The sequence below is a fragment of the Bradyrhizobium ganzhouense genome (assembly GCF_049949285.1).
In the GTDB taxonomy this organism is placed as follows: domain Bacteria; phylum Pseudomonadota; class Alphaproteobacteria; order Rhizobiales; family Xanthobacteraceae; genus Bradyrhizobium; species Bradyrhizobium ganzhouense.
Genome location: NZ_CP181318.1, coordinates 5457201 through 5482750, shown reverse-complemented (window position 1 = coordinate 5482750; position 25550 = coordinate 5457201). Strand labels below are relative to the sequence as shown.

Annotated in this window: 25 protein-coding genes and 1 pseudogene; 16 read left to right on the top strand and 10 right to left on the bottom strand. The window is 62.3% G+C overall.

What is annotated here, in order from left to right; translation table 11 throughout:
- The first annotated feature begins 18 nt into the window (after positions 1–18).
- Both ACLFLU_RS25205 and ACLFLU_RS25200 read left to right on the top strand, forming a co-directional pair.
- Positions 19–420 carry a RidA family protein gene (locus ACLFLU_RS25205; protein WP_334522199.1) on the top strand — a complete coding sequence of 134 codons (402 nt, stop codon included), beginning with the start codon at positions 19–21 and terminating at the stop codon, positions 418–420.
- Positions 421–432: 12 nt separating this feature from the next.
- Positions 433–846, top strand: a complete 414-nt coding sequence (locus ACLFLU_RS25200; RefSeq protein ID WP_426407517.1) for an NUDIX hydrolase — start codon at positions 433–435, stop codon at positions 844–846.
- Here ACLFLU_RS25200 and ACLFLU_RS25195 read toward each other — a convergent pair.
- From ACLFLU_RS25195 to ACLFLU_RS25185, 3 genes are all read right to left on the bottom strand, one after another.
- The gene (locus ACLFLU_RS25195) at positions 843–1244 is read right to left on the bottom strand and encodes an ACT domain-containing protein (protein WP_426414072.1); all 402 of its coding nucleotides are present in this window, start codon (positions 1242–1244) and stop codon (positions 843–845) included. The genes ACLFLU_RS25200 and ACLFLU_RS25195 overlap by 4 nt on opposite strands.
- Before the next feature lie 199 nt (positions 1245–1443).
- Positions 1444–2733: a DNA polymerase IV gene (locus tag ACLFLU_RS25190; RefSeq protein ID WP_426407516.1), complete on the bottom strand. Its 1290-nt coding sequence runs from the start codon at positions 2731–2733 to the stop codon at positions 1444–1446.
- Entirely contained in the window at positions 2730–3041 is a 312-nt protein-coding gene (locus ACLFLU_RS25185) for a DUF3572 domain-containing protein (RefSeq protein ID WP_194468088.1), read from the bottom strand. The genes ACLFLU_RS25190 and ACLFLU_RS25185 overlap by 4 nt, the downstream gene beginning before the upstream one ends.
- A gap of 251 nt (positions 3042–3292) precedes the next feature.
- On the opposite strand from ACLFLU_RS25185, the gene ACLFLU_RS25180 reads away from it, so the two are divergent.
- Together ACLFLU_RS25180 and ACLFLU_RS25175 are read left to right on the top strand one after the other, a co-directional pair.
- The gene (locus tag ACLFLU_RS25180) at positions 3293–3658 is read left to right on the top strand and encodes a response regulator (protein WP_008566616.1); all 366 of its coding nucleotides are present in this window, start codon (positions 3293–3295) and stop codon (positions 3656–3658) included.
- Between the two features lie 14 nt (positions 3659–3672).
- Entirely contained in the window at positions 3673–5046 is a 1374-nt protein-coding gene (locus ACLFLU_RS25175; protein WP_426407515.1) for a PleD family two-component system response regulator, read from the top strand.
- A gap of 454 nt (positions 5047–5500) precedes the next feature.
- Here the strand turns inward: ACLFLU_RS25175 and ACLFLU_RS25170 are convergent, their stop codons facing one another.
- Positions 5501–6391 (bottom strand): hypothetical protein, encoded by an 891-nt coding sequence (locus ACLFLU_RS25170; protein WP_426407514.1) that lies wholly within the window; start codon positions 6389–6391, stop codon positions 5501–5503.
- A gap of 101 nt (positions 6392–6492) precedes the next feature.
- The gene (locus ACLFLU_RS25165) at positions 6493–7080 is read right to left on the bottom strand and encodes a TetR/AcrR family transcriptional regulator (protein ID WP_426407513.1); all 588 of its coding nucleotides are present in this window, start codon (positions 7078–7080) and stop codon (positions 6493–6495) included.
- Positions 7081–7221: 141 nt separating this feature from the next.
- Between ACLFLU_RS25165 and ACLFLU_RS25160 the strand changes: the two genes are divergently transcribed.
- The 5 genes from ACLFLU_RS25160 to ACLFLU_RS25140 all read left to right on the top strand — a co-directional run bounded on the left by ACLFLU_RS25160 (position 7222) and on the right by ACLFLU_RS25140 (position 13561).
- Positions 7222–8460 (top strand): MFS transporter, encoded by a 1239-nt coding sequence (locus ACLFLU_RS25160; RefSeq protein ID WP_426407512.1) that lies wholly within the window; start codon positions 7222–7224, stop codon positions 8458–8460.
- Between the two features lie 315 nt (positions 8461–8775).
- Positions 8776–10113, top strand: a complete 1338-nt coding sequence (locus ACLFLU_RS25155; RefSeq protein ID WP_426407511.1) for a serine hydrolase domain-containing protein — start codon at positions 8776–8778, stop codon at positions 10111–10113.
- Positions 10114–10637: 524 nt separating this feature from the next.
- On the top strand, positions 10638–12032 hold the full coding sequence (locus tag ACLFLU_RS25150) for an ammonium transporter (protein ID WP_426407510.1): 1395 nt from the start codon (positions 10638–10640) through the stop codon (positions 12030–12032).
- 79 nt (positions 12033–12111) lie between these two features.
- Positions 12112–12456, top strand: a complete 345-nt coding sequence (locus ACLFLU_RS25145) for a hypothetical protein (RefSeq protein ID WP_426407509.1) — start codon at positions 12112–12114, stop codon at positions 12454–12456.
- Positions 12440–13561: a DUF6745 domain-containing protein gene (locus ACLFLU_RS25140; RefSeq protein ID WP_426407508.1), complete on the top strand. Its 1122-nt coding sequence runs from the start codon at positions 12440–12442 to the stop codon at positions 13559–13561. Before ACLFLU_RS25145 ends, ACLFLU_RS25140 begins: the two co-directional genes overlap by 17 nt.
- Before the next feature lie 14 nt (positions 13562–13575).
- On the opposite strand, the gene ACLFLU_RS25135 is transcribed toward ACLFLU_RS25140, so the two are convergent.
- A complete protein-coding gene (locus ACLFLU_RS25135; RefSeq protein WP_148773877.1) occupies positions 13576–14106 on the bottom strand; it encodes a hypothetical protein in 531 nt (176 codons plus the stop codon).
- 169 nt (positions 14107–14275) lie between these two features.
- Here ACLFLU_RS25135 and ACLFLU_RS25130 point away from each other — a divergent pair.
- The 5 genes and pseudogenes from ACLFLU_RS25130 to ACLFLU_RS25110 all read left to right on the top strand — a co-directional run.
- Positions 14276–14455 (top strand): annotated as a pseudogene (locus ACLFLU_RS25130) (MFS transporter); the annotation flags it as partial.
- A gap of 76 nt (positions 14456–14531) precedes the next feature.
- Entirely contained in the window at positions 14532–14987 is a 456-nt protein-coding gene (locus ACLFLU_RS25125) for a DUF3237 domain-containing protein (protein WP_426407507.1), read from the top strand.
- Between the two features lie 380 nt (positions 14988–15367).
- Complete coding sequence (locus ACLFLU_RS25120) at positions 15368–17149, top strand: adenylate/guanylate cyclase domain-containing protein (protein WP_426407506.1); 1782 nt, start codon at positions 15368–15370, stop codon at positions 17147–17149.
- Between the two features lie 59 nt (positions 17150–17208).
- Positions 17209–17496 (top strand): DUF1330 domain-containing protein, encoded by a 288-nt coding sequence (locus tag ACLFLU_RS25115; RefSeq protein ID WP_426407505.1) that lies wholly within the window; start codon positions 17209–17211, stop codon positions 17494–17496.
- A gap of 714 nt (positions 17497–18210) precedes the next feature.
- Entirely contained in the window at positions 18211–18756 is a 546-nt protein-coding gene (locus ACLFLU_RS25110; protein WP_426414071.1) for a histidine phosphatase family protein, read from the top strand.
- A gap of 188 nt (positions 18757–18944) precedes the next feature.
- On the opposite strand, the gene ACLFLU_RS25105 is transcribed toward ACLFLU_RS25110, so the two are convergent.
- Complete coding sequence (locus ACLFLU_RS25105; protein ID WP_426407504.1) at positions 18945–19403, bottom strand: cupin domain-containing protein; 459 nt, start codon at positions 19401–19403, stop codon at positions 18945–18947.
- Between the two features lie 99 nt (positions 19404–19502).
- On the opposite strand from ACLFLU_RS25105, the gene ACLFLU_RS25100 reads away from it, so the two are divergent.
- Both ACLFLU_RS25100 and ACLFLU_RS25095 read left to right on the top strand, forming a co-directional pair.
- Positions 19503–21056, top strand: coding sequence for a winged helix-turn-helix domain-containing protein (locus tag ACLFLU_RS25100; protein ID WP_426407503.1), 1554 nt, complete (start codon positions 19503–19505; stop codon positions 21054–21056).
- A gap of 183 nt (positions 21057–21239) precedes the next feature.
- On the top strand, positions 21240–22085 hold the full coding sequence (locus ACLFLU_RS25095) for a transglutaminase-like domain-containing protein (RefSeq protein ID WP_426407502.1): 846 nt from the start codon (positions 21240–21242) through the stop codon (positions 22083–22085).
- 139 nt (positions 22086–22224) lie between these two features.
- On the opposite strand, the gene ACLFLU_RS25090 is transcribed toward ACLFLU_RS25095, so the two are convergent.
- The 3 genes from ACLFLU_RS25090 to ACLFLU_RS25080 all read right to left on the bottom strand — a co-directional run bounded on the left by ACLFLU_RS25090 (position 22225) and on the right by ACLFLU_RS25080 (position 25368).
- Positions 22225–22425 (bottom strand): hypothetical protein, encoded by a 201-nt coding sequence (locus ACLFLU_RS25090; protein ID WP_426407501.1) that lies wholly within the window; start codon positions 22423–22425, stop codon positions 22225–22227.
- Between the two features lie 230 nt (positions 22426–22655).
- Positions 22656–22922 carry a hypothetical protein gene (locus ACLFLU_RS25085; RefSeq protein ID WP_426407500.1) on the bottom strand — a complete coding sequence of 89 codons (267 nt, stop codon included), beginning with the start codon at positions 22920–22922 and terminating at the stop codon, positions 22656–22658.
- Positions 22923–23496: 574 nt separating this feature from the next.
- On the bottom strand, positions 23497–25368 hold the full coding sequence (locus tag ACLFLU_RS25080) for a tetratricopeptide repeat protein (RefSeq protein ID WP_426407499.1): 1872 nt from the start codon (positions 25366–25368) through the stop codon (positions 23497–23499).
- Positions 25369–25550 lie beyond the last annotated feature (182 nt).

Below are 25550 nucleotides of genomic sequence, written 5' to 3'. Positions count from 1 at the left end.
AAGCCAGGGAACAACACCATGCCCAAGCTCGACCATCTCCGCCCCAGCGGCCTGCACCACAATCCCGCTTATTCACACGTCGTCACCGCCTCCGGCGCGCGCACGATCTACATCTCCGGCCAGGTGTCGGTGGACGAGGAGGGGCGGATCGTCGGCGAGGGCGATATCGCCGCGCAGACGACGCAGGTGATGCAGAATCTCGGTCATGCATTGAAGGCGGCCGGCGCGACCTACAGCAACATTGTGAAGATCACGACGTTCGTCGTCGGCTACAAGCCGGAGCTGCGCCCGATCATCGGCAAGGCCCGCTCGGCCTTCTTCGAAGGCATGGAGCCGCCGGCCTCGACGCTCGTCGGCGTCTCCGCGCTTGCGGCGCCTGAGTGGCTGATCGAGATCGAGGCGATTGCAGTCGCGGATTGAGGTGTGGACGCAATGACGTCGGAAAATGCCATTCGCATCGCCGCGGCGCTGATCAGCCGCGACGATGGACACGTCCTGCTCGTCAGGAAGCGCGCCACCGAGAGCTTCATGCAGCCGGGCGGAAAGATCGAGGCTGGCGAGCATCCACAGGCCGCCCTGAGGCGCGAATTGTCCGAGGAGCTCGGGATCGAAGTCGATCCGAACGAGATGACTTATGTCGGACGATATACCGCGCCTGCCGCGCACGAACCCGGTCGGCTGGTCGATGCGGAAATCTTTCGCATCGCTGTCGCGCGGTCAGTCAGTCCTGGAGCGGAAATTGAGGAGATTCTCTGGCTGGACCCCAACGCGCCAGGATCGGTGAAGCTCGCGCCGCTGACGCGCGACAAGCTGCTTCCGCTGTGCTCGCGGCCGGCTGGAACCTAGCTCCCCCCTGACATTGCTTGGAGAGCGGCCAAGGCGTCGTCGGCCCTGTCGGCCGGTACGAAGAGATGGTCGTGGTGGAAGGCGGAGACCGCATTCACGCTGATGCCGGCATCGGCGAGACGTGTCGTAATCGCAGCCAGGAAGCCGACTGCATCAAGCGCGGAGTGAACCGTCAAGGTGATCAGGCGCGAGGCGAATGCGTAGCTTAGCCCTGCCGCTTCGGCTTCTTCACGCGGGATGACCAGCGTCGTCCCTTCCTGCTCACGGAACGTCAGCAGCGGATTGAGCGCTGCGGGAATGCGCTCGTTTGTCGCGATGGTGCAGAACACGAAGGTGCCCGGCTGCAGCTCCGGTTTCATGTGGCTCAGTAGCGCGTCGAGGTCACGTTCACCGGTCACGATCATTTCCTGTCACAGCTTTCGGACCGCAAGATTCCATCCCCGTCATCCTGAGGTGCCGGAGCGTAGCGGAGGCCTCGAAGGATAAGCGGCCCGGCTGCATCTCGGCCGTGCATCCTTCGAGGCTCCCCATGGGACGCCTTGCGTCCCATGCCTCGCACCTCAGGATGACGGGACGAACACCTCCGTCGCTGCCAACTCATTCATGCGATTTCTCCGGCCCGTCATACGCGATGCCCCGAATGACGGCGGCGCTGCCGAACTTCTTGCGCAGGCTGTCCACCGCCCGCTCGGCATGCACGGCGCGGCGGTCGAGCATGTCGGTGTCGTCGGCGGGGGAGCCTTCGCGCAGCGCGCTGACGCCGGCGCCCATCAGGCGGAAGGCTGTGCCGTCGATTTCTTTCGCCAGCATCTCGCGGCAGATCGAGAAGATCTTCGCTGCGAGCTGCGTCGGGGCTGCGATCGACTGCGAGCGCGTACGCTGACGGAAGTCGGAGGTCTTCAGCTTCAGCGTGACGGTCGAGCCCGCGAGCTCGCTGCTCTTGAGGCGCGACGACGTTCTCTCGCACAGCCGCCACAAGATTTTTTCCAGCGACGCGAAATCGCGGATGTCGGTTTCGAAGGTGGTTTCGCTGGAAATCGTCTTGGCGCCGCGATCGGCCTCGACACGGCGGTCGTCGATGCCGCGGGCGAGCCGCCACAGCCTGCGGCCGTCGCTCGGAAACTGCCGCATCAGCTCGATCTCGTCGGCCTTTTGCAGGTCGGCGATGATGCGGAAGCCGCGCTGCATGAGGCGCTCCTGCGTCGCTGGTCCCACGCCGAAGATGAAGCCGACCGGCTTCTCCGCCAGCATCGTGCGCGCTTCCTCCTGATCGAGCGCCGCAAAGCCGCGCGGCTTGTCGAGATCGGAAGCGATCTTGGCCAAAAACTTGTTGCAGGACAGGCCGACCGAGACGGAGATGCCGACATCGCGTTCGACGTCGCGGGCGAAGCGCGCCAGCACCTTTGCCGGGATCATGCCGTGCACGCGCTCGGTGCCGGAAAGATCGAGAAAGGCCTCGTCGATCGACAGCGGCTCGACCAGCGGCGTCAGCGCCTGCATGGCCTGGCGCACCTCGCGGCCGACCCGGACATACTTCGCCATGTCTGGCGGGATCACGGTCGCATGCGGACAGGCTTCCAGCGCTTTGAACATCGGCATCGCCGAGCGCACGCCATAGGTGCGCGCGATGTAGCAGGCGGCCGAAACCACGCCGCGTTTTCCCCCGCCGATGATGACGGGCTTGTCGGCGATATCCGGATTGTCGCGCTTCTCGACCGTCGCATAGAAGGCGTCGCAATCGATATGGGCGATGGTCAGGCCCGCGAGCGCACGGTGGCGGACGAGGCGAGGGGAGCCGCAGGCGGAACAGCGCCGCACGGCCACATCCAGATCGGCCAGACAATCCCGGCAGAAGCAGCGGGGCCCGGCCGGATCGGCGGCGCTCACGGCACGTCGCGCTCCCAGGTCCGGTCGCCGAGCGCGTCGCCCAGCACCTGCCGCGCTGCGGCAACGTTGGTCGGATGCAGTTCCGAGGCCTTGGCAAAGGCCTTCACGGTGTCGTCATCGCGCAGCACGAAATCGAGCACGCTGAGCAGGAAATTCGGGTCCGAGGCGGCGTTCCGGAGCGTCTCCGGGCCGACCCCTGTCTCAGCCAGGAACAGGCCCAGCCTTTCAGGGTCGCCCGCAATAAAGGACAGCGCCTGAATCGCAACGATTTCAGCGACTTCGCGAGGGTTGTGAACAGGCTTTTTCACGGGCCCGGTTTGCCTTTCCGTTAACTTTCGGTGTCTACTTTGGAATATGCCCGAGTCTTGGGACTGAGTCTTGGCCTCGAGTCTTGCGGGCCCAGACAAGCAACTGGAAACCACATCGCAGAAAGTGGCCCCTCGGGTTTAACGAAACTAGAGCGAATCTGAGGCTAGTTTGAATCCAGTTTTCGAAGCGCCGGAAAGCGGCGCCTGAGGCGTCACATGCATCGGTCGTCAGGACCAAACAGGAGGGCGGGATGGCTAAGACCGTCCTGATCGTGGAAGACAACGAGCTCAACATGAAGCTCTTCCGCGACCTGTTGGAGGCGCACGGCTACCAGACCTCCGGCACCAGCAACGGCTACGAGGCGCTCGACCTCGTGCGCAAGATGCGGCCCGACCTCGTGCTGATGGATATCCAATTGCCGCAGGTCTCCGGCCTCGAGGTGACGCGCTGGATCAAGGACGATCCGGAGCTGCGCGCCATTCCCGTCGTCGCGGTCACGGCCTTCGCGATGAAGGGCGACGAAGAGCGCATCCGCGAGGGCGGCTGCGAAGCCTATTTGTCCAAGCCGATCTCGGTCGGCAAATTCATTGAGACGGTCCGGCGTTTTATCGGATAGGAAGTGAGTTCACAGTGTCCGCGCGTATCCTGGTTGTCGACGACGTTCCCGCCAACGTCAAACTGCTCGAAGCTCGTCTGTCGGCCGAATATTTCGACGTGATGACCGCCTCGAACGGCACCGAGGCGCTGGCGCTGGCCCGCCGCGCCGAATGCGACATCATCCTGCTCGACGTGATGATGCCCGACATGGACGGCTTTGAAGTCTGCCGCCGCCTCAAGACCGACCCGGCCACGCACCACATTCCCGTCGTGATGGTGACCGCGCTGGACAGCCCCGCCGACCGCAACCGCGGCCTCGAAGCCGGCGCCGACGATTTTCTTACCAAGCCCGTCTCCGACGTCGTGCTGATCGCGCGCGTGCGCTCGCTGACGCGGCTGAAGATGATGACGGACGAGCTGCGCATGCGCGCCATCACCTCGCTCGAGATAGGCATGCAGGCGCCCGAGCGCAGCGCCATCGCCGATGCGGGCAAGGGCGGCCGCATCCTGCTGGTCGACGACCGGCAATCGTCCTTTGAGCGGCTGGCGACGATCCTCGCCGCCGAGCACACCATCGACGTCGAGCCGAATCCGACCGAGGCGCTGTTCCATGCCGCCGAAGGCAATTACGATCTGCTGATCGTCTCGCTCGACCTGAACAATTTCGATGGCCTGCGGCTATGCAGCCAGGCCCGTTCGCTGGAGCGCACCCGCCACGTGCCGATCCTGGCGATTGCGGAAGCGGAAAATGCCACGCGGCTGCTCCGCGGCCTCGAGATCGGCGTCAACGACTATCTGCTGCGCCCGATCGACAAGACCGAGCTCTTGGCGCGCGCCCGCACCCAGATCCGCCGCCGCCGCTACACCGATCATTTGCGCGACAACGTGCAGAACTCGATCGAGATGGCGATCACCGACGCGCTCACCGGCCTGCACAATCGCCGCTACATGGAGAGCCATCTGGCGACGCTGGCCGAGCAGGCCTCGACCCGCGGCAAGCCGCTGGCGCTGATGATCTTGGACATCGACTATTTCAAGTCGATCAACGACAATTACGGCCACGACGCTGGCGACGACGTGCTGCGCGAATTTGCGGTGCGCGTGCGCAAGTCGATCCGCGGCATCGATCTCGCCTGCCGCTACGGCGGCGAGGAGTTCGTCATCGTGATGCCGGAGACCGATCTCCACGTCGCCGGCATGGTCGCCGAGCGCCTGCGCCGCTCGATCGCGGGCGAGCCGTTCGCCGTCCACAAGGGCACCAAGCGCATCGAGGTCACGATCTCGATCGGGCTCACCACGCTGGAGCAGAAGGGAGAGGCGGTGGCCGACGTCCTCAAGCGCGCCGACACCGCGCTCTACCGCGCCAAGCACGACGGGCGCAATCGCGTGGTGTCGCAGGCGGCTTGACGGCCGGCGGCGACACAAACACGCGAAAACAACCCCATGCACAGTAGCCGGCCGTAGCGGGATCAATGACTTGCGCGAGTCGCGCGGCGGCCTGTGCCGGTCGCACCGGCATTTGACACGTCGGGCAAAACAGGGGCACGATGTCATCATCGGGCGCTGGGTGTTGGGACGGTGATCGCTACGGCCGATTGGCCTTCACCGGCTTAGCAACATCGCCACCGACATCCACCCCCGCATTCCGCAACAACACCTTCGCGGCGTGTGCCATCGCCGGGGCATCACGCACAAGGTCTTGCGCGACGGAGCTGATGACTTGCAGCACGAGTTGCGTTGCGAATGCGTTCGTATCTGCAACGGTCTTACCGGCGCCAATGGCGCCACGGCGGCTGAGCACAAAACAGCGTTGACCGCCCACTGTTCAAGGGAGCATGCCAGATGTTCTCAGGACTTTGAGCTATCGCAAACTGTCTATGTCCGAGCCGACGAATTCTGCAGCCGCCCCTCTTTCGACTGCACCGGTTCTTGGATTCTTGAAACAGAATTCGCGCCAGATGCGAGAAAGATTCCAATCCCACGTCAGGTGCTCTCCGACCTTGTAGTCGGTCCTCGTTGTCGGAAAAACGCCATATCGAGTTTCAAGCCCCTCAACCATCACCTGTTTGATGAGCAGCCCTGTCGCGCCAACGATCTCAGACTTGCACGACGGGTCGCTGTAAAGCTTGATGCTGGTCGCTTCAACTATGTTGTCTTGAAGTGCGATAGAATGAAGCCCCTTGAGTAGCTGAATGGCGGTTATAACTGCCGATGTGCTTGCGGATTTGTCGCCTTGGGCCTTGTGCGATGTCACCCGAACGTACTCATCTTCCAAGACTTTGAGGTTATTGAGATCGTTTTTCGCGAGGACGCCTAAGCTAACGAGAGTCTCGAAGCCATGTCGCACGTCAACGTAAACCCCTTCATTCCAATGCGTCGCTGCTAGCAGCCTTCTGATCTTCCCTTCAAGCAGTTTCCAAGCGACGATTATTGATCTGTCTAACGAGACAGATGCAGCATCGACAATCGCTTTTGTGTCTTTCTCCAGCTCGCCGATTTCAGCAATTTGCTTCTGGACGGTTTCGCCGAACTCTGCTTCTGCGGTCCTTTTCGATACATCTATTTTGATCGCCTTAGTTCGCGAGATGAGATCCGCGATCTGTGGTTGAAAAATGAGTGCGGCGATCAGCATGATAATCGCGGCCCATGCTTTCGCAGGTAGTTTCGTTGTGAGAGCGTCGCGGTCGCTATCCCAAAGGACAATGCCCAGTAGTGCAACCCACGGCGAAAGCAAAATGATCCAAATGAGCATGGAGAGCGTCTGACTCGTTGGTGGTGCTTCCTCTCAATTTCGCAGTGGCTGAGCTGTTTGGCAACTCTCTGTCCGGCTCTCTCAGAAGTATCCAAGCGCTGTTATTGCGGCGCGCGCTTCGCACCACCACCCACATCCACCCCCGCATTCCGCAGCAACACCTTCGCCGCTTCCTTCGCCGCGCGCGCCATTGCGGGATCGTCGCGGACGAGATCCTGCGCGATGGAGCCGTCGACCAGCAGCACGAGCTGTGTCGCGAGCGCGTCTGCCTCCGCAACGCCGAGCTCGGCCAACCGCTCGCGAAACCAGACGCGGCGGCTTTCCTTGAAGGCGATGGCGATCTTCTTCACGGCGCGGTCGGAGGGGCCGAGCTCGGCCACCGCATTCACGAACGGACAGCCGCGAAAATCCTTGGCCGCAAACCGGCGCTCCAGCGAATCGAAGGTGCCGAGAATTTGCTCGGCCGGCGGCTTGTCGGAGGGGCGCGCATGCACGAAACGGCGCTCCAGATAGGCAGCGATCAGCGCGTCCTTGGAGGGGAAGTGGTTGTAGAGCGTGCGCTTGGAGATGCCGATCTCGGCCGCGATGGTGTCGACGCCGATGGCGCGAATGCCTTGCAGATAGAACAGCTTGTCGGCGGTCTCGAGGATCCGCTCTTTCATCGTCTGTGGGGCGGGCGGGGGAGCCATGCGGCGACGAATATCCTGTTGAGCTTGTCGTGGCTTGACAGTCCGACCCTTCTATAGACTAATTACACAGGTCTGTGTAATCAAAATCAACGCGAATGGCAGACCCCGGCACGCGTGCCGTGCCCATGAGGGAGAACAACAATGCCCCTGTTGCAGGTCCTGCGCCCGACATTGCCGATCCTGATCGGCGCTTCGATCATGCTGACGCTGAGCATGGGGCTGCGGCAGTCGCTCGGCATCTTCATGCAGCCGCTGACGCACGACATTCATCTCTCGGTGTCGGACTTCACGCTGGCGCTGGCCGTGCAAAATCTCGCCTGGGGCTTTCTCCAGCCGCTGGCCGGCGCGATGACGGTGCGCTACGGCTTCCGTCCCATCATGATCGTGGGCGCGGTGATGTACATCGCGGGCCTCATCCTGATGACGACCGCGAACGGCCTCGTCGGCATCATGATCGGTGCCGGCGTGCTGATCGGCACCTCGCTTGCCTGCACCGCGGCTGCGATCGCGATGTCGGTGGCAGCGCGCGCGGTCCCTGCGACGGTGCGCTCGACCGTGCTCGGCATCGTTTCCGGCGCGGGCTCGCTCGGGGCGCTGCTGTCGGCGCCGATCGGGCAGATGCTCAACGAGGGCTTTGGCTGGCGCATCGGGCTTGCCGGCTTCGTCGTGATGTCGGTGCTGATGATCCCTGCCGCCTGGTACGCCGGCCGCGTCGACGCCATCCCGCTGCCGAAGCCGGCGGCCGATGACATCGGCGACGCCACGGCTGCGTCCGTCGCGAAGGCAGCGTTCGGCAATGCCTCCTTCGTGGTGATGACCTGCGCCTATCTGGTCTGCGGCATGCAGCTCGTGTTCCTCACCACGCATCTGCCGTCTTATCTCGCAATCTGCGGCCTCGACCCGATGCTGAGCGCGCAGACGCTCGGCATGATCGGCGGCTTCAACGTGCTGGGCTCGTTGTTCTTCGGCTGGGCCGGCCAGCGCTGGAACAAGCTGGCGCTGCTCGGCGGCATCTACATCCTGCGCTCGCTCGCACTGGCTTGGTATTTCATGCTGCCCGCGACACCATTCTCGACGCTGCTGTTCGGCGCCATCATGGGCTTCCTCTGGATGGGCGTCGGCCCGCTGGTTGCAGGTGCGGTTGCCGAGATGTTCGGTCTGCGCTGGCAGGCCATGATCCAGGGCCTCGCCTTCATGAGCCACCAGATCGGCAGCTTCCTCGGCGCCTACGGAGGAGGGGTGATCTACGACGCACTCGGCTCCTACAACATGGCCTGGCGCATCGGCGTCGCGCTGGGTCTCGCCGGCGGCATCATCCAGGTCGCATTCGCGCTGATCCGTCCGTCGCAGCCGCCATCGCCGGTATTGCGGACGGCGTAGGCGGGCGCGCGGGTTGCTGCCGCCAGCTTGGGAGCCTACAGCGGACGCCACCCATAGCCGCCACGCGATGGCTTCCACGCCGGAGGAAATCATTCTAAACTAACTAGAGACGCAAGAGCAAAGCGCCAGCATCAGGAGCAAGGATAGCGGCTGGTCTTTGTTGATCTGTGTCAAGCTCATACCGCCAGCTCGGAATGCACTGCAGGATAGTCTTTCCAGAGCGATCTCAGTTGCTGAGCGAGAAAAGCAGCAGCAGGCTCGTTCGCAACCGCAACAAGGGCGGCTCGACACAGGGGCCATTGTGGCGAGGTTCACATGTTTAGCACATCCTCGTCACGCGGTACCTCGGCCTATTTTGAAAGTCTGACGCGAGCGGGCCAACAAATCAAGGCGGTGGCAAGGTGGGTGGCGTTCGCGCTCGTCGCCGCGCTCGTTGCTGCAAGTTTGAACGCCACGTTTGGAGATACGCCGGCCGCGCGAAGCTTTTCGCAACCGGGCCTTCAGCGGATCGGTGATTATCTGCGACATGAGATCGCGATCGGTAAAATTCCCGGCGCGATCCTGTTGATCCAGCAGCACGGAAAGCCAGTCTATTACGAAAAATTCGGCCTGCGCGACGTCGCAACCAAGGTGCCGATGACGGATGACACCATCTTTCGGTTCTATTCGATGTCGAAGCCGATCACATCGGTTGCCGCGCTCATGCTGGTCGACGACGGCAAGCTGTCGCTCGATGACCCCCTCTCCAAATACATTCCGGCCTTTGCCGACGTAAAGGTCGGCGTGGAAAAGCCCGACGCGACTGGAAAGCCAGTGTTTACGCTGGAACCGCTCAAGCGCCCGATCACCATACTCGATCTGATGCGACAGACTTCCGGTATCACCTACGGGTTTTACGGCGACGGCCCCGTGCAAAAACTCTATCGGCAGGCCGACCTTTACGACGGCGATTTTGACAACGCGGAGTTCGCTGCGCGCCTGGCGAAGCTGCCGCTCGCCGAGCAGCCGGGCACGACGTGGACCTATAGCCATTCCGTCGATGTGCTCGGGAGGGTGATCGAGGTAGTTTCGGGACAATCGCTGTTTCAGTTCGAGAAGGAGCGGCTGCTGGATCCCCTTGGCATGAGCCATACCGCGTTTTTTGTCGCGGACGAGGCGAAGCGCCCGCTGGTTGCCCAGTTCCTGCCGGATGATCTGATAGACCCACCCATTGCCGGAATCAGGGACCCGATGGTGCATAGGCGCTGGGAATCCGGTGGTGCCGGAATGGTAGGGACAACCGGCGACTACGCGCGCTTTGTGCAGATGCTCTTGAATGGCGGCACGCTTGACGGACGACGCTATCTGAAGCCGGAGACGGTGGCCCTGATGACGTCGGACCAAATCGGTCCCGGGAGCGGAATCGCACCCGCCAATATCTATTTTCTGGCAGTCCACGCCGGATTCGGATTGGGCGTTGCCGTGCTCACATCGCCGCAGCCGAAGAGGCCGTGGCCGCCGGGCATATATGGATGGGATGGCGTGGCCGGCGCCTTTTTCTTCGTTGACCCGAATGACGATTTGTTTGCGCTCTGCATGATGCAGTCACCATCGCAACGCGGGCGGATCGAGACGGAGTTGGCGCCGCCGATTTTCGATGCGATGGTGAGGTAGGCTGCCAAAGCTTAATCGACTTCAGGGACCAATCGCGATTGCCGTTAGCAGGCAATGCATTCGGCTCCTACCTCGAGTTGCCCGCGTCACTCCGTGGCCGCGCCACCCGTGCTGCGAACCGCATAGGCATCGGCAGCCGCTGCTCATTAGTTGGGCGATGCGCTGCTGAGTGAAGCAGCGCGCGGCGAGATTGCCGCAAAGCAGCAAACTGGAATCGCTGCGCATTCAGCAGCTTGAATGAATCGCGTCGACGGTGCGAATCTTGCTTGTCCTTTGACCAAGAATTGGAACCGTCGCTGACGCTTTCCGATCTGGCGACAAGGGAAAGGCCGATAAGCCATGAGGCTGGTCGATGCCAGTCTCCAGCCATCGACGCTCGACGACCTCATCGCGCCGAGCCGCGATCATTGTGTCCCGAAAATCCGAGCTGATCACGCTGGCGTCGTCGCGCCGGCGCGAATGATCATCTCTGCGGTTCCATTCAAACAATGCCCAGAAGACATCTCTTGCGACTTGGGAGGACGATGATGGACTCAAGAACATCCACGCGCCAAAGGCTCGTGACATTGGTGGTCGCGCAGCTGGGAATTGCGCTTCTCTACCTCGCCATCGGCGACGTTGCGTTCGCGGAGGATGCGGCCCCGCCTGCCTGCGGCGGCAAGATCCTCGAGAAGTGTACGCCCAATCCCGGCGACACCGCCTGGATGCTCACCTCCGTTGCGCTGGTGCTGATGATGACGGTCCCGGGGCTTGGGCTGTTCTATGGCGGCATGGTGCGCAAGAAGAACGTGGGCGACACCGTGATGACCAGCTTTGCGGTGACCTGCCTCGTCACCATCCTGTTCGCGATCCTGACCTACAGCCTGGCCTTCCGCGCCGGCACGCCGTTCATCGGCGGGTTCGACCGCATGTTCCTGAGGGACATCCTCAGCGACATCGGCAAGGGCGGGATCGGCAACCCCAATCCGCTCGCGGCGACGATTCCCGAAAGCGTCTACATCTGCTTCCAGATGACGTTCGCGATCATCACGCCCGCGCTGATCGCAGGGGCCTTCGCCGAGCGGATGAAATTCTCCGCGATGCTCTGGTTCATCGGCCTGTGGGCGATCTTCGTCTATGCGCCGATCGCGCATTGGGTGTGGGGCCCTGACGGCATCTTCTCCTCCGGCAACGACGCTGCTTGGGTCAAGGTGCTCGACTTCGCCGGCGGGACCGTCGTGCATATCAATGCCGGCGTGGCGGGCCTGATGTGCGCCATCATGCTCGGCAAGCGCAAGGAGGCGGGACCGGCCCACAACATGGTGCTGACCTTCATCGGCGCCTCGCTGCTGTGGGTCGGCTGGTTCGGCTTCAACGCGGGCTCCGCGGTGACGGCAGGCATGCAGGCCGGCATGGCGATGCTGGTGACGCAGATCGCGACCGCCGTTGCCGGCTTTACCTGGATGCTGGTCGAGTGGTCGCTCAAGGGCAAGCCGACGGTCGTCGGCATCTGCTCGGGCGCGGTTGCGGGCCTCGTCGCCATCACGCCCGCGTCCGGCTTCGTCAGCCCGATCGGCGCTTTCGTGATCGGCATCGCGGCCGGTGTCCTCTGCTACTGGGGATGCACCGGACTCAAGAGCATGTTCAGTTATGACGACGCGCTCGATTGTTTCGGCGTCCACGCCGTCGGAGGCATTGTCGGCGCGCTGCTTACCGGCATCTTCGCCGTCGAGCAATATGGCGGCACCGCGGGGGCTCTGGAGGGAAATCCGGGCCAGTTCATCAACCAGTGCATCGGCGTCGCCACGGTCTTTGTCTACGACGCCGTCGTCAGCCTGATCATCCTGTACGTGATCAAGCTGTTTATCGGTTTGCGGGTGTCGGAGGATATGGAGCGCGACGGTCTCGACCTCGCACTGCATGGCGAGGTCGTGCACTAGGGTAGATCGCCGATGACGATGTTGAACCAATCCGGCCATCCGCGTGCCCAGCGGATGCGCCGGCACGGGAGAAGGCACGATGACCGAGATCTTTGCGCAAGGTGATCTGCTGATTGAGCGGGTACCCGATGTGGCGCCATCGGGAACGCTCGCCGAAGCCGCCGAAGGTGTGCCGCTGGTCCTCCTGGAGGGCGAGGCCACGGGACACTGTCACGCGATCCGCGAGCGCGTGACGCTGTTTCGCGACGACGATCTGGCGCGCGACATTCCGGCCGGGCTCTATGTCGGGCATCTCCTGATCGCCTCGGCCTATGCGCGCGTGACGCATCAGGAACATGCGCCGTTGACGCTGCGGCGAGGGACCTATCGGGTGCGTCGCCAGCGCGAGCTCGGGCCTCGGGATGCGCGTGTCCTCGCCGACTGAGCGGGCGCTGTCCGCGGAGCAGACGGCGGCGTTTGGCGACTACCGTGCGCGGTGGAGAGCCATATGGCGTTCGACTGCACCTGCCGATCGCGGCGCCGCGGAACAGGGCGTGCGGCTTGCTTATCAGGCCGCAGGACTGGAGCCGCCGGCCCGCATCGTATGGTGCGACAGCCCGCTGGCGCTGGCCGGGCTTGCCGTCCGGATGTCGCGCGATGACGGCCGCAATGTGCGCTTTCGTCTCGTCGATCGCCTGCGCCGGCGCATAGCTTCGCGAGTCGAAGCGCGGGTGCACCGGAAGGTGCTTGCCGCGGTCGACAGCGCAGTCAATCCCGCCGACCTGCTGGTCGCCGCTGCGGCTGAGGCGGTGATACGGAACGTGCCGGGGCAGAATCTGTCCATGCTGGGCCAGCTGCGCCGAACCGGTCTGTCGTTCCCCGACGTGCTGCAGGCCCTCACCGCCCCGCGGGGCTTTTCGCGTTGCGCAGCGGGGCCGCACGATCTGTCCTGGCTTGGCGCTTACGATTATCTCCGCGAGGTCCTTGGTCTGCGCGCTGAGACGGAGCCGCTACGCGGCCTGATGCGGCTCGCAACGAGTGTGGGCTGGCTGCTGCCGCACGAGCGCACCTGCTGGCTCGCGGATCGACCGAACCTCATGTGCGGTGACGCGCGCGACCGGCTGCATCACGCAGGCGGTCCGGCGCTGCGTTATCCCGACGGCTGGTCGATCTGGGCCTGGCGCGGGGCGGAGGTGCCCCGCTGGATCATCGAACATCGGGACCGGATCACGCTCGCTGCGATCGACGAGCAAGTCGACGTCCAGGTCCGCCGCTGCATGATCGAGATCATGACGCCGGAACGTTACGTCGCGCTCGGCGGCGCCACCCGTGTGGCCGAGGACGAGACCGGAATCCTGTGGCGCCGCAACTGGCTCGCCGCGGATGCCTGGGCGGCCGTGGAGGTCGTCAACGCGACGCCTGAGCCGGACGGCACGCGCAGGCATTTCTTCCTCCAGGTGCCGGCCAATCTGCGCACGGCGCGCGAAGCGGTCGCATGGACCTACGGCATGAGGGCAGAGGCCTACGCACACCTCGTGCTGAGGACGTGATGCATGCTTGGTCGCTAGCTGCGGTAGTAGCGCCACATCCGCAGGAAGGTGCGATGGATCATGTCCGGCGGCTGATCGAACGGCTCGACATTGATCCGCACCATGTTGGTGTGGCTCATCCGCCAGGGCAGGCGCATCAGCCAGCGCCAGACCGGCTGCTTGCGCCAGTCGGCCACCAGCGCGCTGGTGAGCGGCGCGTTCAGCACGATCTGGAGTTCATGCACCGTCATGGCGCGCTCGGCGATCTCGACAAGATCGATGCGCTCGACGGCGCGCCACCGGATCAGGCCGAAGGCCTGAATGAAGATACCGTATTGGTTCGCGCCGATCGTGGGACGGCCGGTCTCGAGCAGCGGAATGTTGTAGTAGGTAAACCCGGCCGCGAGTGCCGCGAGCGCAAGCCAGTAGAGCGCGCCGGTGAGAAGCGCGGCCGTGCAGAAGATCGCGGCCAGCGCCGCCGTGACGTAGACCGGGAAATAAGTATCGTCGCGGCCATAAGCGACCGAATAGCCACCGACATGTCCCTCGTCCAAGGCCGCGATCATGGACGTGGAGGCTACGACCATTGGCCGCAAATAAAAACGGGGTCGCGAGCGCCCCGTAAAACTCAGCAGCATTGGCCGATCTTACTTGATCTCGGCGACTTGGCCGCTTGCGCGCCAATCAGGCAGGCAGGAGCGAAGACTGATCCTGCCTCGACCGCCACGCGGAAACACGCATCTGCCGTCTTATCTGGCGATCTGCAGCCTCGACCCGATGCTCAGCGCGCAGACGCTCGGCATGATCGGCGGCTTCAACGTGCTGGGCTCGCTGTTCTTCAGCTGGGCCGGCCAGCGCTGGAACAAGCTGGCGCTGTTGGGCGGCATCTACATCCTGCGCTCGCTCGCGCTGGCCCCGTGCGAGTTAAGACCAAAGGTCCTACAATAGATTTCGCGGCACATGGCAGATGCGAGTCATCAGGAGGTCCTGCATGCCAGAGATCAACACCAGGTTTCTGTTCACGATCACCCTAGAGATTCAAGTATCCGTTCTTGGCGACACCCCCTATGGCCGCCGCCGGATTTTTCATTTTGACGGCGGTAGCTTCGACGGGCCGAAGCTCAAGGGCAAGGTGTTGCCGGGTGGCGGCGGATGGTCTTTGATCCGCCGCGACGACGTGATGGAGGTAGACGTGCGGTTGACTCTCGAGACCGACGACAACCATCAAATCTACACAGCCTGGAAGGGCCTTCGCCATGGTCCGAAAGAAGTCATGGATCGCCTTTATCGAGGCGAAATCGTCGACCCGGGAGCCTACTATTTCCGCACCACGCCCTACTTCGAGACGAGTTCGGAAAAATACGACTGGCTGAACCGCATCTGCTCGATCGCCAGCGGTTCGCTTTCGCCGAACGCACGAACGCTAGATGTTTTTGAGGTGTTGTAGTCAATGCGTCAAACGTCTGCTGATGGCCCGCTCCAACGATCTTGCCCTTATTCCAGGCGACGCGCGTGGATACGACTTCAGCAATGCTTGAGATGTCAGCCATGATGGCTTCCTCGGTTCGTGAGGCGGGCCATTTGGCAGCCGGTAAGCTCCTGAAGGCACGTCGGCTTTCAGATTGTTCGGGACGTAGAATCGGTTCGGATCAGGGATCAAGCGGCGCTGTTGGCCCCATGCGGAAATGCCGCGGTTCGCCCCTGAACTCACTCTCCACAGGCCGCTTATCTCTTCGCGAAAGGCACCGATTGGCGATATCGATACTGACGTTCGAGGTCTCTCTATGCTATCTTTCCGAGCAATTGCAGGCTCGCCGGAGCCATCATATGCCCAAAGATCAAGTGGACCGCAGGCTGGCCGCGATTTTCGCCGGCGACATTGCCGGCTATAGCCGGCTGATGGGCGCCGATGAGGAAGGCACGCTACGCCAGCTCAAGGCCCACCGTAAGGAACTTGTCGATCCCAAGATCACCGAACATCGCGGCCGAATCGTCAAAACGACGGGCGATGGAATGCTCGTGGAGTTCGTGAGCGTGGTCGACGCCGTCCGTTGTGCGGTCGATATCCAGCGTGGCATGGCCGAGCGTAACGCCGTGGTTCCGTCGGACGAGCGCATCGAATTCCGCATCGGCATCAACGTCGGCGACATCATTTTCGATGGCGATGACATTTTCGGAGATGGCGTCAATGTGGCGGCGCGTCTGGAGGCGCTGGCCGATCCCGGCGGGATCATGGTTTCGGGCGTCGTGCATGATCAAGTACGCGATAAGCTCAGCTTTGCTTTTGAGGACTTGGGAGAACAGGCGGTCAAAAACATCGCACGTCCGGTCGGCGTTCACCGCGTTCAATTGGCCGAGCAAGTTGCGCCAGGCAAATCGGCGACCGCCGCCGGCAAGATGGAGCGGACGGTCTCCGATCGGCCGTCCCTCGCCGTGCTTCCGTTCGCCAATATGAGCGGCGATGCCGAGCAGGAGTATTTCGCCGACGGCATCACCGAAGACATCATCACAGCTCTGTCGAAGCTGCGCTGGTTCTTCGTCATCGCCCGGAATTCGTCGTTCATCTACAAAGGTAAAGCAGTCGACGTAAAGCGCGTCGCACGCGAACTCGGCGTTCGCTATGTGCTCGAGGGTAGTGTTCGCAAGAGTGGCAACCGCGTGCGGATCACCGCCCAGCTAATCGACGCGGCAACCGGCAATCATATTTGGGCGGAACACTATGACGGTGAGTTAAACGACATTTTCGATCTACAAGACCGAGTCACAACGCGCGTGGTGGGTGCAATCGCGCCGAAGCTGGAACAGGTCGAGATTGAACGCGCCAAGCGCAAGCCGACCGAGAGTCTCGATGCATACGACCATTATCTGCGCGGCATGGCTAGCCTTCATCAATGGACCAGGGAATCCAGCGATGAGGCACTGCGGCTATTTTACAGGGCTTTCGAGTTGGACCCTGGGTTTGCGTCGGCATACGGCACGGCTGCTTGGTGTTTCGTCTTGCGGAAGGCGAATAGGTGGATGGCCAACCCTGCTCAAGAGATCGCCGAAGCGGCACGGCTCGCCCGTCGGGCGGTGGATTTAGGGGCGGATGACGCCACGGCACTATCATGTGCAGGTTATGCGCTCGTCTTTGTTGCGCACGATCTCGATAACGGGTCAGCCATTCTCGATCGAGCGCTCGCGCTCAATCCCAATCACGCTGGAGCTTTGATCAACAGCGGATGGACAAAAGCCTTTCTCGGCGAACCGGATATGGCCATCAAGCATGTGACCGATGCCATGCGCTTGAGCCCGCTCGATCCAATGAGTTTCCGAACCCTGGGCGCGGTCGCGCTCGCTCATTTCGTTGCTGGTCGTTATGACGAGGCGTCGTTGTGGGCTGAAAAGGCACTGCGGGAGCGGACGAATTTTCTCCCCGCAATACGCGATCTAGCGGCGTCGAGAGCGCTCGCGGGTCGAGATAGCGAAGCGCAAGCAGCAATGGCGCGCCTGCGCGAAATCGCCCCCGCAATGCGAGTTTCCACTGTCAAAGAATGGCAACCGTTTCGTCGACCTGACGACCTCGCAAGGCTAGAGGATGGCCTGCGTAAGGCGGGCTTGCCGGAATGATGAGGGGCTGAACTTAACGTCGAGCTGTTTGAAGTCTGCTTGTAGTAGATGGAACGCACATGCCCGCTTATTACATTGGTGAACACCTAATCTCTAATGTTGCGTTGTTTGACGACTACCTTGCAAAGGTAGTGCCGATGGTCGAGCGCTTCGGCGGCCGCTATCTCACAAAGGCGGGTTCACACGAAATACTGGAGGGGGATTGGAGACCCAATCGGGTGGTTATCATCGAATTTCCCGATATTGCATCGATTAAAAATTGGTACCGGGCACCGGAATACCAACCGCTCATCGCATTGCGCCGAAGCGCCGCGACCGACGTGATGATTATGCTCGAAGGATTGTGAAGTCTCGGTGTAGGGCCTGACCGTGGTACAATCTACGACCGCGACCCGGCGGCGTCGGGTGCTCGGATTGATCATGGCTTCAGATTTACCTACCCAGTGGCGATTGGATAGCCAGATTCAATGGCGCGGTCTTTTGGGCATCGTCTATCTGGTTTGCATCGTCGATGTCGGTTGCTGGCCCCTTAGCTGACGTGGCGCAATTGCGCACGAAGTCTGCAAGTGACCCGAATGGGACGTCGCTTTGATCATCAATCTCAAGACCGCGAAGGCGATCGCTATCATCATCCCGGACAAGTTGCTCGCAATCGCGGACAAAGTGCTCGAATGATCGCAAAGCGCGTCAGTGTTGCAGCGGTGCATGGGTCCACTTGTGTGAAGGGTTTCGGATGCCGGCCGCTTGAGGGACGGCGCCGCGAGTTTAGCGGCTGGGGTTCCGAAAGCCTAAGGAAGGAAACCGCGCTTAAGGGAACGTACGGCGGTGCGGCGGGGGCTATGGGGATTTGAGTGCCGCGGGCGAGCCGGCTGATTCCGCATCATAGCGAAATGAGGTGATCGCCAACACGCGACATTCCCTACCTCGATCGCGTCCGCAGACTGGATTCATTCCGACGACCGAAACCATGGTATCGTTTTGGACCTCCTTGTTGAACCCGAGCTTCCCTGCTCATGCTTACAGTCTTCAACAGTCGGTTAGCTACGAGCCTCCTTCGTTTGGTGAGTTTGCTGGCGATCTCGGCCGGACCGGCCTTTGCCGACGATGAACAGGTCTGGGCCGCGCTAAGGCAAGGCAGCAAGATTGTCCTGCTGCGCCACACTCACGTCGACATGCGAGACGGAGTAGGGCATCTCGCGCCCGGCAACTGCGCCGAGGAAGTCAACCTTTCTCCCCGAGGCATTGAGCAGGCCAAGCGCATCGGAGAAGCGTTCCGCGATCACGGCATTGCGGTCGGAGAGGTCCTGACCAGCCCGTATTGCCGTTGTATCGACACCGGCAGGCTTGCGTTCGGGCGCGCGACGCCTGTCAACTACCTGATGCCTCCCGGCGTCTTATCCGACAGTCAGGCGACGTTGAACCAGCAGCGGGTCGTGCAAGACATCCGGAGCCACCGCTCTTCCGCGAACCTGGTGATGATTACCCACGATCTCAACATTTCCAACGTCGTTCTCGAACCGTCAATTGCCATGGGCGATTTCTTTGTTCTCCAGCCCAATGCGACAGATTTTGATGTCATCGGCAGGATCCGAATGCGTGACAAATAGCCCACCGACGTCGATCGTCGTTTTGACGAGCACCGATGCCGCTTAGCCTCATCCTGAGGAGATCGCCACCGGGTCCGCGCAAAGCGCGGCCCGATGACAGGCTCCGCGGTCGTCTCGAAGAACGAGGCGCGCGCTCAGGTCGCGCAAAATATCATCTGCGATCGCCCTGGGGTAGTCGGGGAGGTCGCCTAGCTTTTGAGTGTCGACAGCTGATCCGTGTCGTAGCGCGCCCGCAATTCTGCGATTGCCGTTGGATCTGCCGCACCGCCTCGTGCGACTGTCTCGGACAGCTCCTCGAAATAGCGCTCGTGCCCGGGGGGAGACACTGTCATGAGCACGCGCGCGATCGTGCCGGACTCGTTGGCGATGTTGTGCGGTACGCCCGGAGGCAAGAACAGATATGTGCCGGGGGTCGCGCGCACGCGTTCGTCGCCGACCTGCCAGTTGCACTCGCCCTCCAGTACGTAGAACGTTTCTTCCTGCACGCGATGAACATGCAGCCCGGTGGAGAAGCCGGGCGGGATTGTCCACTCGAACATCGAGGTGTGCCGGGTATCGCTGCCGGTGACCAGGAATCCCATCGGTTGGCCGGCCAGTTTGACGGATTTGCCTTCCCCGGGGCGTCGGATGATCGGCTGTCGGTTCATAATAGCTCCTCCAGGTTGCTGCTCAGGGAGCCTGAATTTGCCGGTCAGCCATCCAAAGGTCGTGAAACGCCCCCGAAATTATTGCAAAATGTCGCCGAAATGACCGAGCAACCCGCGCCAGCAACCTACAGATTTGGCTCCTTTGCCCTCTATGCCGACACCGGCGCGCTGCTTTGCGGGGGTGTCACGAGCTTGCTCGGCCAGCGCGGCGCCGCGCTGCTGCGCCTTCTGCTGGAGCGCGCAGCAACTCCCGTCAGCAAGGATGCGCTGATCGATGCCGCATGGCCCGGGCTCATCGTTGAGGACAGCAATCTCACGGTGCAGGTTGCGGCGCTTCGCCGCGCGCTTGAACTGGGCGACGGCGGACGCTGGATCGAGACGCTGCCGCGTCGCGGCTATCGCTATATCGGGCCGCCGGTGACGCGCGTCGATGCGAATGCGGCCGACGCCCCCCAGCCGGCCGCGCTTCCTGTGCCGGAAAAACCTTCGATCGCGGTGCTACCGTTCGAACGATCGGGCGAGGCCGCCTGGTTCGCCGACGGCATGGTCGACGACATCATCACCGGTCTGTCGCGCATCAGGTGGCTGTTCGTTATCGCTCGCAACTCAAGCTTCGTTTGGCGGGATCGTATCGCCGATGTCAAACAAGTCGGCCGCGATCTCGGCGTGCGTTATGTCCTGCAGGGCAGCGTACGCCGCGTCGACGATCGCGTCCGCATCAACGCGCAACTCGCCGACGCCGCAAGCGGTGCGCAGATCTGGGCCGAACGCTACGACCGCACCGCAGGCGACGTGTTCGCCCTGCAGGACGAGATCGCTCTCGCCGTGGTCGGCGCCATCGAGCCGAGCCTGCGGCGTGCCGAGGTTGAACGCATCCGCCGCAAACGACCCGATAGCCTTGATGCCTACGAGCTCGTACTGCGTGCGCAGCCGGATGTTGACTCCGGCATGCCTGATCGCGCCGCGGTCGCTCTGAGCCAATTGTGGCGCGCCCTCAGTCTCGAACCCACCTACGGCCTCGCCCACGGACTGGCCGCGATGAGCCATCATAACCGGTTTCTGCGCGCGGGGCTCAAGGAAGAGGACCGTCTGGCGTCAGTACGGCACGCGCGCCTTGCAATCGAGCACGGCCGCGACGACGCGCTGGCGCTTACCTTTGCCGGGTTCTCGCTCGGTATGGACGCGCACGACCGCCATGCGGCTTTCGCAGCCTTCGAAGCAGCGCTTGCCTTAAGTCCGTCGACCGCTCTTGCCTGGATCCTGGGCAGCGTCGTCGCCGGATGGGCGGGCGAGGCGGAGCGTGCGATCGATTGGAGTGAGCGCGGCATTCGCTTGAGTCCGTTCGATCCTTGGGCTTTTGCGGCTTACGACGCACAGGCGCTCGGTCATTTCAATCGCGATCGCTACGCCGAAGCCGCTAGCGCTGCTTACAAGTCCAACCTTGCAAATCCCGCTCATAGCATCACTTGGGTACAACTCGCCGCATCGCTCGTCGCGCTCGGACGGATGGAAGAGGCCCGGGCCGCCGCAGCTTGCGTGCTGGAGCTGCAGCCTGGCTTCCGCGTCAGCGGACAGCTGGCCGGCGTGGATTGCGCGCCTGAATTGGCATCGAAACTGCGTAAAGCCCTGTGCGCATCGGGGCTGCCAGAATAATCCGCCGATACTCGAGCGGCCTTAATGCGCGGTCTCGGCAAATGCCTCTCAAAATAGATCACATCGGTCCGCTCGATGCGGGTATTGTCCAATGAAAGTTCGCCAGGCGGACGCGTGGTGCCGACGTGCCTTTCTCAGAAGACGTGCCTTTCTCAGAAAACCAGCTGGAGCAAGGCCCTTCGCATGAAAATTCGTGTCGGCTTCGAGATGATCTACGACTTTCCGCAAGCAACGCCTTTGATCGCGGTGGTTGGCGTGCACTTCACGCGGGCCTCCGACGTCATCGTGCCCGACTACCTCACAAGCCAGCCCTCCGTGCCGATCACGCCCTACCGCGACGCCTTCGGCAACTGGTGCAGCCGGATTGTCGCGCCCGCGGGTCGTGTGCGGCTTTTCGCCGACGGGATGGTGCGCGACAGCGGCTTGCCCGATGTGACCGTGCCTTCAGCTACGCAACACGCGGTCGAGGATCTGCCAGCGGACACCATCGTTTACCTCCTCGGTAGCCGGTATTGCGAGACCGACCGGCTGTCCGACGTTGCATGGAAGCTGTTCGAGAAGACCAAGCCAGGCTGGGCCCGGGTTCAGGCGATTTGCGATTTCGTTCACGGTCATATCGCGTTCGGCTACGAGCACGCCCGCGCAACCAAGACGGCGTGGGAGGCCTTCAACGAGCGCAAGGGTGTTTGCCGCGACTACGCGCATCTGGCCATCTCGTTCTGCCGCTGCATGAATATTCCCGCACGCTATTGCACCGGCTATCTCGGCGATATCGGCATGCCGCCGCCGTATGCGCCCGGCGATTTCGCCGGCTGGTTCGAGGCCTATCTCGGCGGTCGCTGGTACACCTTCGATGCGCGCAACAACACGCCGCGAATTGGTCGCGTCCTGATCGCACAGGGCCGCGATGCCGCCGATGTTCCGATCACCCAGACGTTCGGACCCAACACGCTCGTCAGCTTCAGGGTGTGGACGGACGAGGTCGTGGAGACGTCCGGCGCCGCCTCCAACCGAAGCGATCGAGATTGACCTCGCTATCGGGAGGGGGCCTGTTACACTCTTCACGTCACCGCACCGTTCGCTGACGAAGAAGCGCGAACCGCGGCAAAGCTGAAGAACATTTGCCGCGGCTGCTAGAGGTCGCCTTAACGGCCAACGCTGCTGGAGATCATGTCGGGGCGCGGAGCCCGGGCGAACTCACCCACTGATGGATCTCAATGGCGTTATCCATCTGATCAGCCTTTCGCAGTAGCTCGGCACGACGAATGCCAACAGGCAAGTGTTCAGCCTGCTTCCGCAAGCTGAAGGCCTCTTGCGTCAAGCGGTATTCCAAAGTCGAAGGTTGATCGAGAATTCGCAGATGCGACATGATGCACGCTCCCTTGCTCGGTGAGGGCGGGAGCGCAAGAAGCGCTCTCATCACCGGTAGATGCCATGGGCCGGGCGGTGCTGATCCCTATATGGTGCTTGGTGGCATTTGAACCAGACCGCGATCAGATCAAATCTTGATAGCTTGAAGTCGAAGTGCCTGCAGATGACGTTTTTCGGCGATTTCGTTTCCAGTGATTTCGTTTCCAACGATTTTTTGGCGCTTATCTGTCAATCGTTGACAGCGCTTGCGTCTGCAGCCTGCGCGTTGGCGAGATCGATCGAACCGATCGAGACCATCTCCATGGAGCCGCGGACGTTCTCCGAGGGCACCGTGATCATCGTCGCAACGCGGCGATAAGCCGGGAAGCTGAGACCCTCGATCGCCTCCTCGTCGGTGACGACATCATATGTGCCGGCAGGCAGCAGCCGCTCGATGCCGCGGATCCGAAACGGATGTCTGAACGTGACGGTTTCTCGCCGCGAGCGGATGGTCATGCGGGCCTGCCTTTTCGACAAGAGGGGCTCAACCGACGCTGGCGATACGACCATGCGCCCGTTGCGCGGCAATAGCCAGCGCTATTGTCGGGACGTCGCGTGCTGCGACTGGTCAAGACGGCCGCACACTTTATCGGCGTGAACCAAAGTGCTCTGAGGTCGTTTAACCAAATCACCGGCTGGGCTGCCAAAGGAGTCGGTGACTGAGAGAGACGCGCGCTCCCTCCTGCCTGGCAAGGAGCGCACGATGGTTGGCCAACAAGAGTCGCGACCCGAACCGCCGAGCCATTGCCCCAAATGCGACGGCGTTCCGCGTCTTTACCTGCGGCTCCCCAACATGCGCAAAGGCACGGTCGCCTACATCTACCGTTGCGAGAAATGCAGCGAGCTGATCTGGGACGATTAATCGCTCCGGTTGGCGCCTTCGACTTGCGTTAGCGGCCATAGCCTGATGTGTGCTATGCTGCCCCATGGAACATCAAGGCGTCGAGTATTCCGTCGTTCAGACCATCAATCCCTTCGGCTGGAAATGGTCGTTTGAGCGAACCGGCCGTACGCCCAGAACTGGTGTTGCCTATAGTCGAGCGGAGGCTGTCAGCGCTGTTGAACGAGCCATCGGCCAATCGCTCAGAGACCGGCAGCGGCAATAGGCGGACGCGAGGCTCTCCAATTCGCGGCGAACGTCGTCCACCACGCTGGCCCAGTCGCCTCGCGTGGGCTGCCTGAACAGCTTCATCGACTGATACCAGGGGCTGTCGTCGCGGTTGAGCAACCAGCGCCAGTCCGGGTTGAACGGCACCATCGTCCAGACAGGGGCGCCCAGCGCGCCGGCGAGGTGAGCGACGCTGGTGTCGACCGAGATCACCAGATCGAGACAGGAGATCAGTGCCGCTGTTTCGCTGAAATCCGTCAGATGTTGCGTGAGGTCGATGATATCAGAACGTTCAGCAAGGAAGGCCCGGTCCTGATCGCGGATGCCTTTTTGCAAGCTGACGAACTGGACGTCGCAATCCAGCAGCGGAACAAGCGTCCGCAGCGTCATCGATCGATTGTGATCGTTCTTGTGATCCGGATTGCCCGCCCAGACCAGTCCGACGCGGATGCGAGTGCGGGGACCCAGCCGGCTGCCCCACGCCTTCACGCGCGCCGCCGGAGGCGCAGGAACGTAGGCTTGCGCGAGCGGGATCGTATCGAGCCGCGTCTTGAACGCCAATGGTAGCGTTCCGAGAGGGCAGTGCAGGTCGAACGCCGGTGAGGACGATCGGCTGACACACTCTACGACCCCGGCGATGCCCCCGAGACACTGCTGGATCGGAGGCTCGACCTCCAGGATGACCTTGGCTCCGAGCGCGGCCACCATCGGCACATAGCGCGCGAACTGAATCGCGTCACCCAGTCCCTCGTCGGAGTGCAGCAAGATGGTCTTGCCTGCGATCGGCTGGTTGCCAAGCCAAAGGGGCTGGGAAAAGCCGCGATCGACCAGACCGACCGAGGGAAGCCTCCAGCGCGCTTCGCGCGCGGGCCAGCCGTGCTCGAAGTCGCCAGTCAGCAGTTGAAGAGTCGCCAGATAGAACAGCGTCTGCGCATCGTTCGGGGCGGCCGCCAGCGATCTGCGCAGAGTCGCGAAAGCTTCATCCAGCAATTGCAGATGCAACAAGACCACGGCCTTGTTGTTGAGCACGGCATGAAAATCGGGGCGAAGGGCCAGCGCCCGGTCGAAGCAGGCAAAGGCCTGTTCCAGACGGCCAAAGCGCCAATGCAGCAGGCCGAGATTGTTGTGCGTCTCCGCGAGGCTCGGGTCGAGCGCAATGGATTTCTCGTAGTCGGCTTGCGCGTCCTCGAAGCGGTTCACAGCCGAGAGGCAGACGGCGCGCATTTGGTACAGGGCTGCGGATGGATTTAGCTTCTCGGCGACGTCGAAGCATTTTATGGCATCCGCATGCCGGCCGAGCTTAAGCTGCAGCATGCCGCAGTTTTGCGCTGGCTCCCAGTATTGCGGATTGAGCTTCAGGGCCTGCTGATAGTGCAACACTGCCTCGTCGCTCTGGGCGAGTTGCCAGAGCAGATTGCCGAGGTGATTTTGGAGGACCGCATCATCAGGTTTGAGGCTCAAGGCGTGGCTGTAGTGCCGCCGTGCGTCCTCGAACCGACCCTGCCGCTCCTGCACCGTGGCGAGAGTCAGGAGATACTCCGCCTTCGGCGCCTGCTGGACGGCGCGGCCGATCCATTGTGCGGCGGCGTCGGGCTGCTGCGCGTGAAAACAAAGCACGCCCAGCAAATGCAGGGCATCAGGGTGTTGCTCGTCCAGCGTCAGCGCCTGCTGGCAACACAGCTCGGCCTCGGCAAGTCGTCCCGATTGAAGATGCACGAAGCCAGCCTGGCAAAGCGCCGCCGGCGTTGCGTTTCCGGAATGTTTGGCCGCGGCCCGGCGCTCTCTGCGATTCATGGATGGTTAGGGCAATGGAAGTCGTATCAGCCTCGCTCGCAGGCAGCGAGCCCGACCATCCTAAACATGTCAGGATTTCGCGAGGCTGATGGGTCCCGGCGCTGCGGCGCACCGCTACGCGCTGCACCGCGTCCGGGACACGGGGAAGCCCAAACGAAAACGGGGCCCGCAAGGGCCCCGCA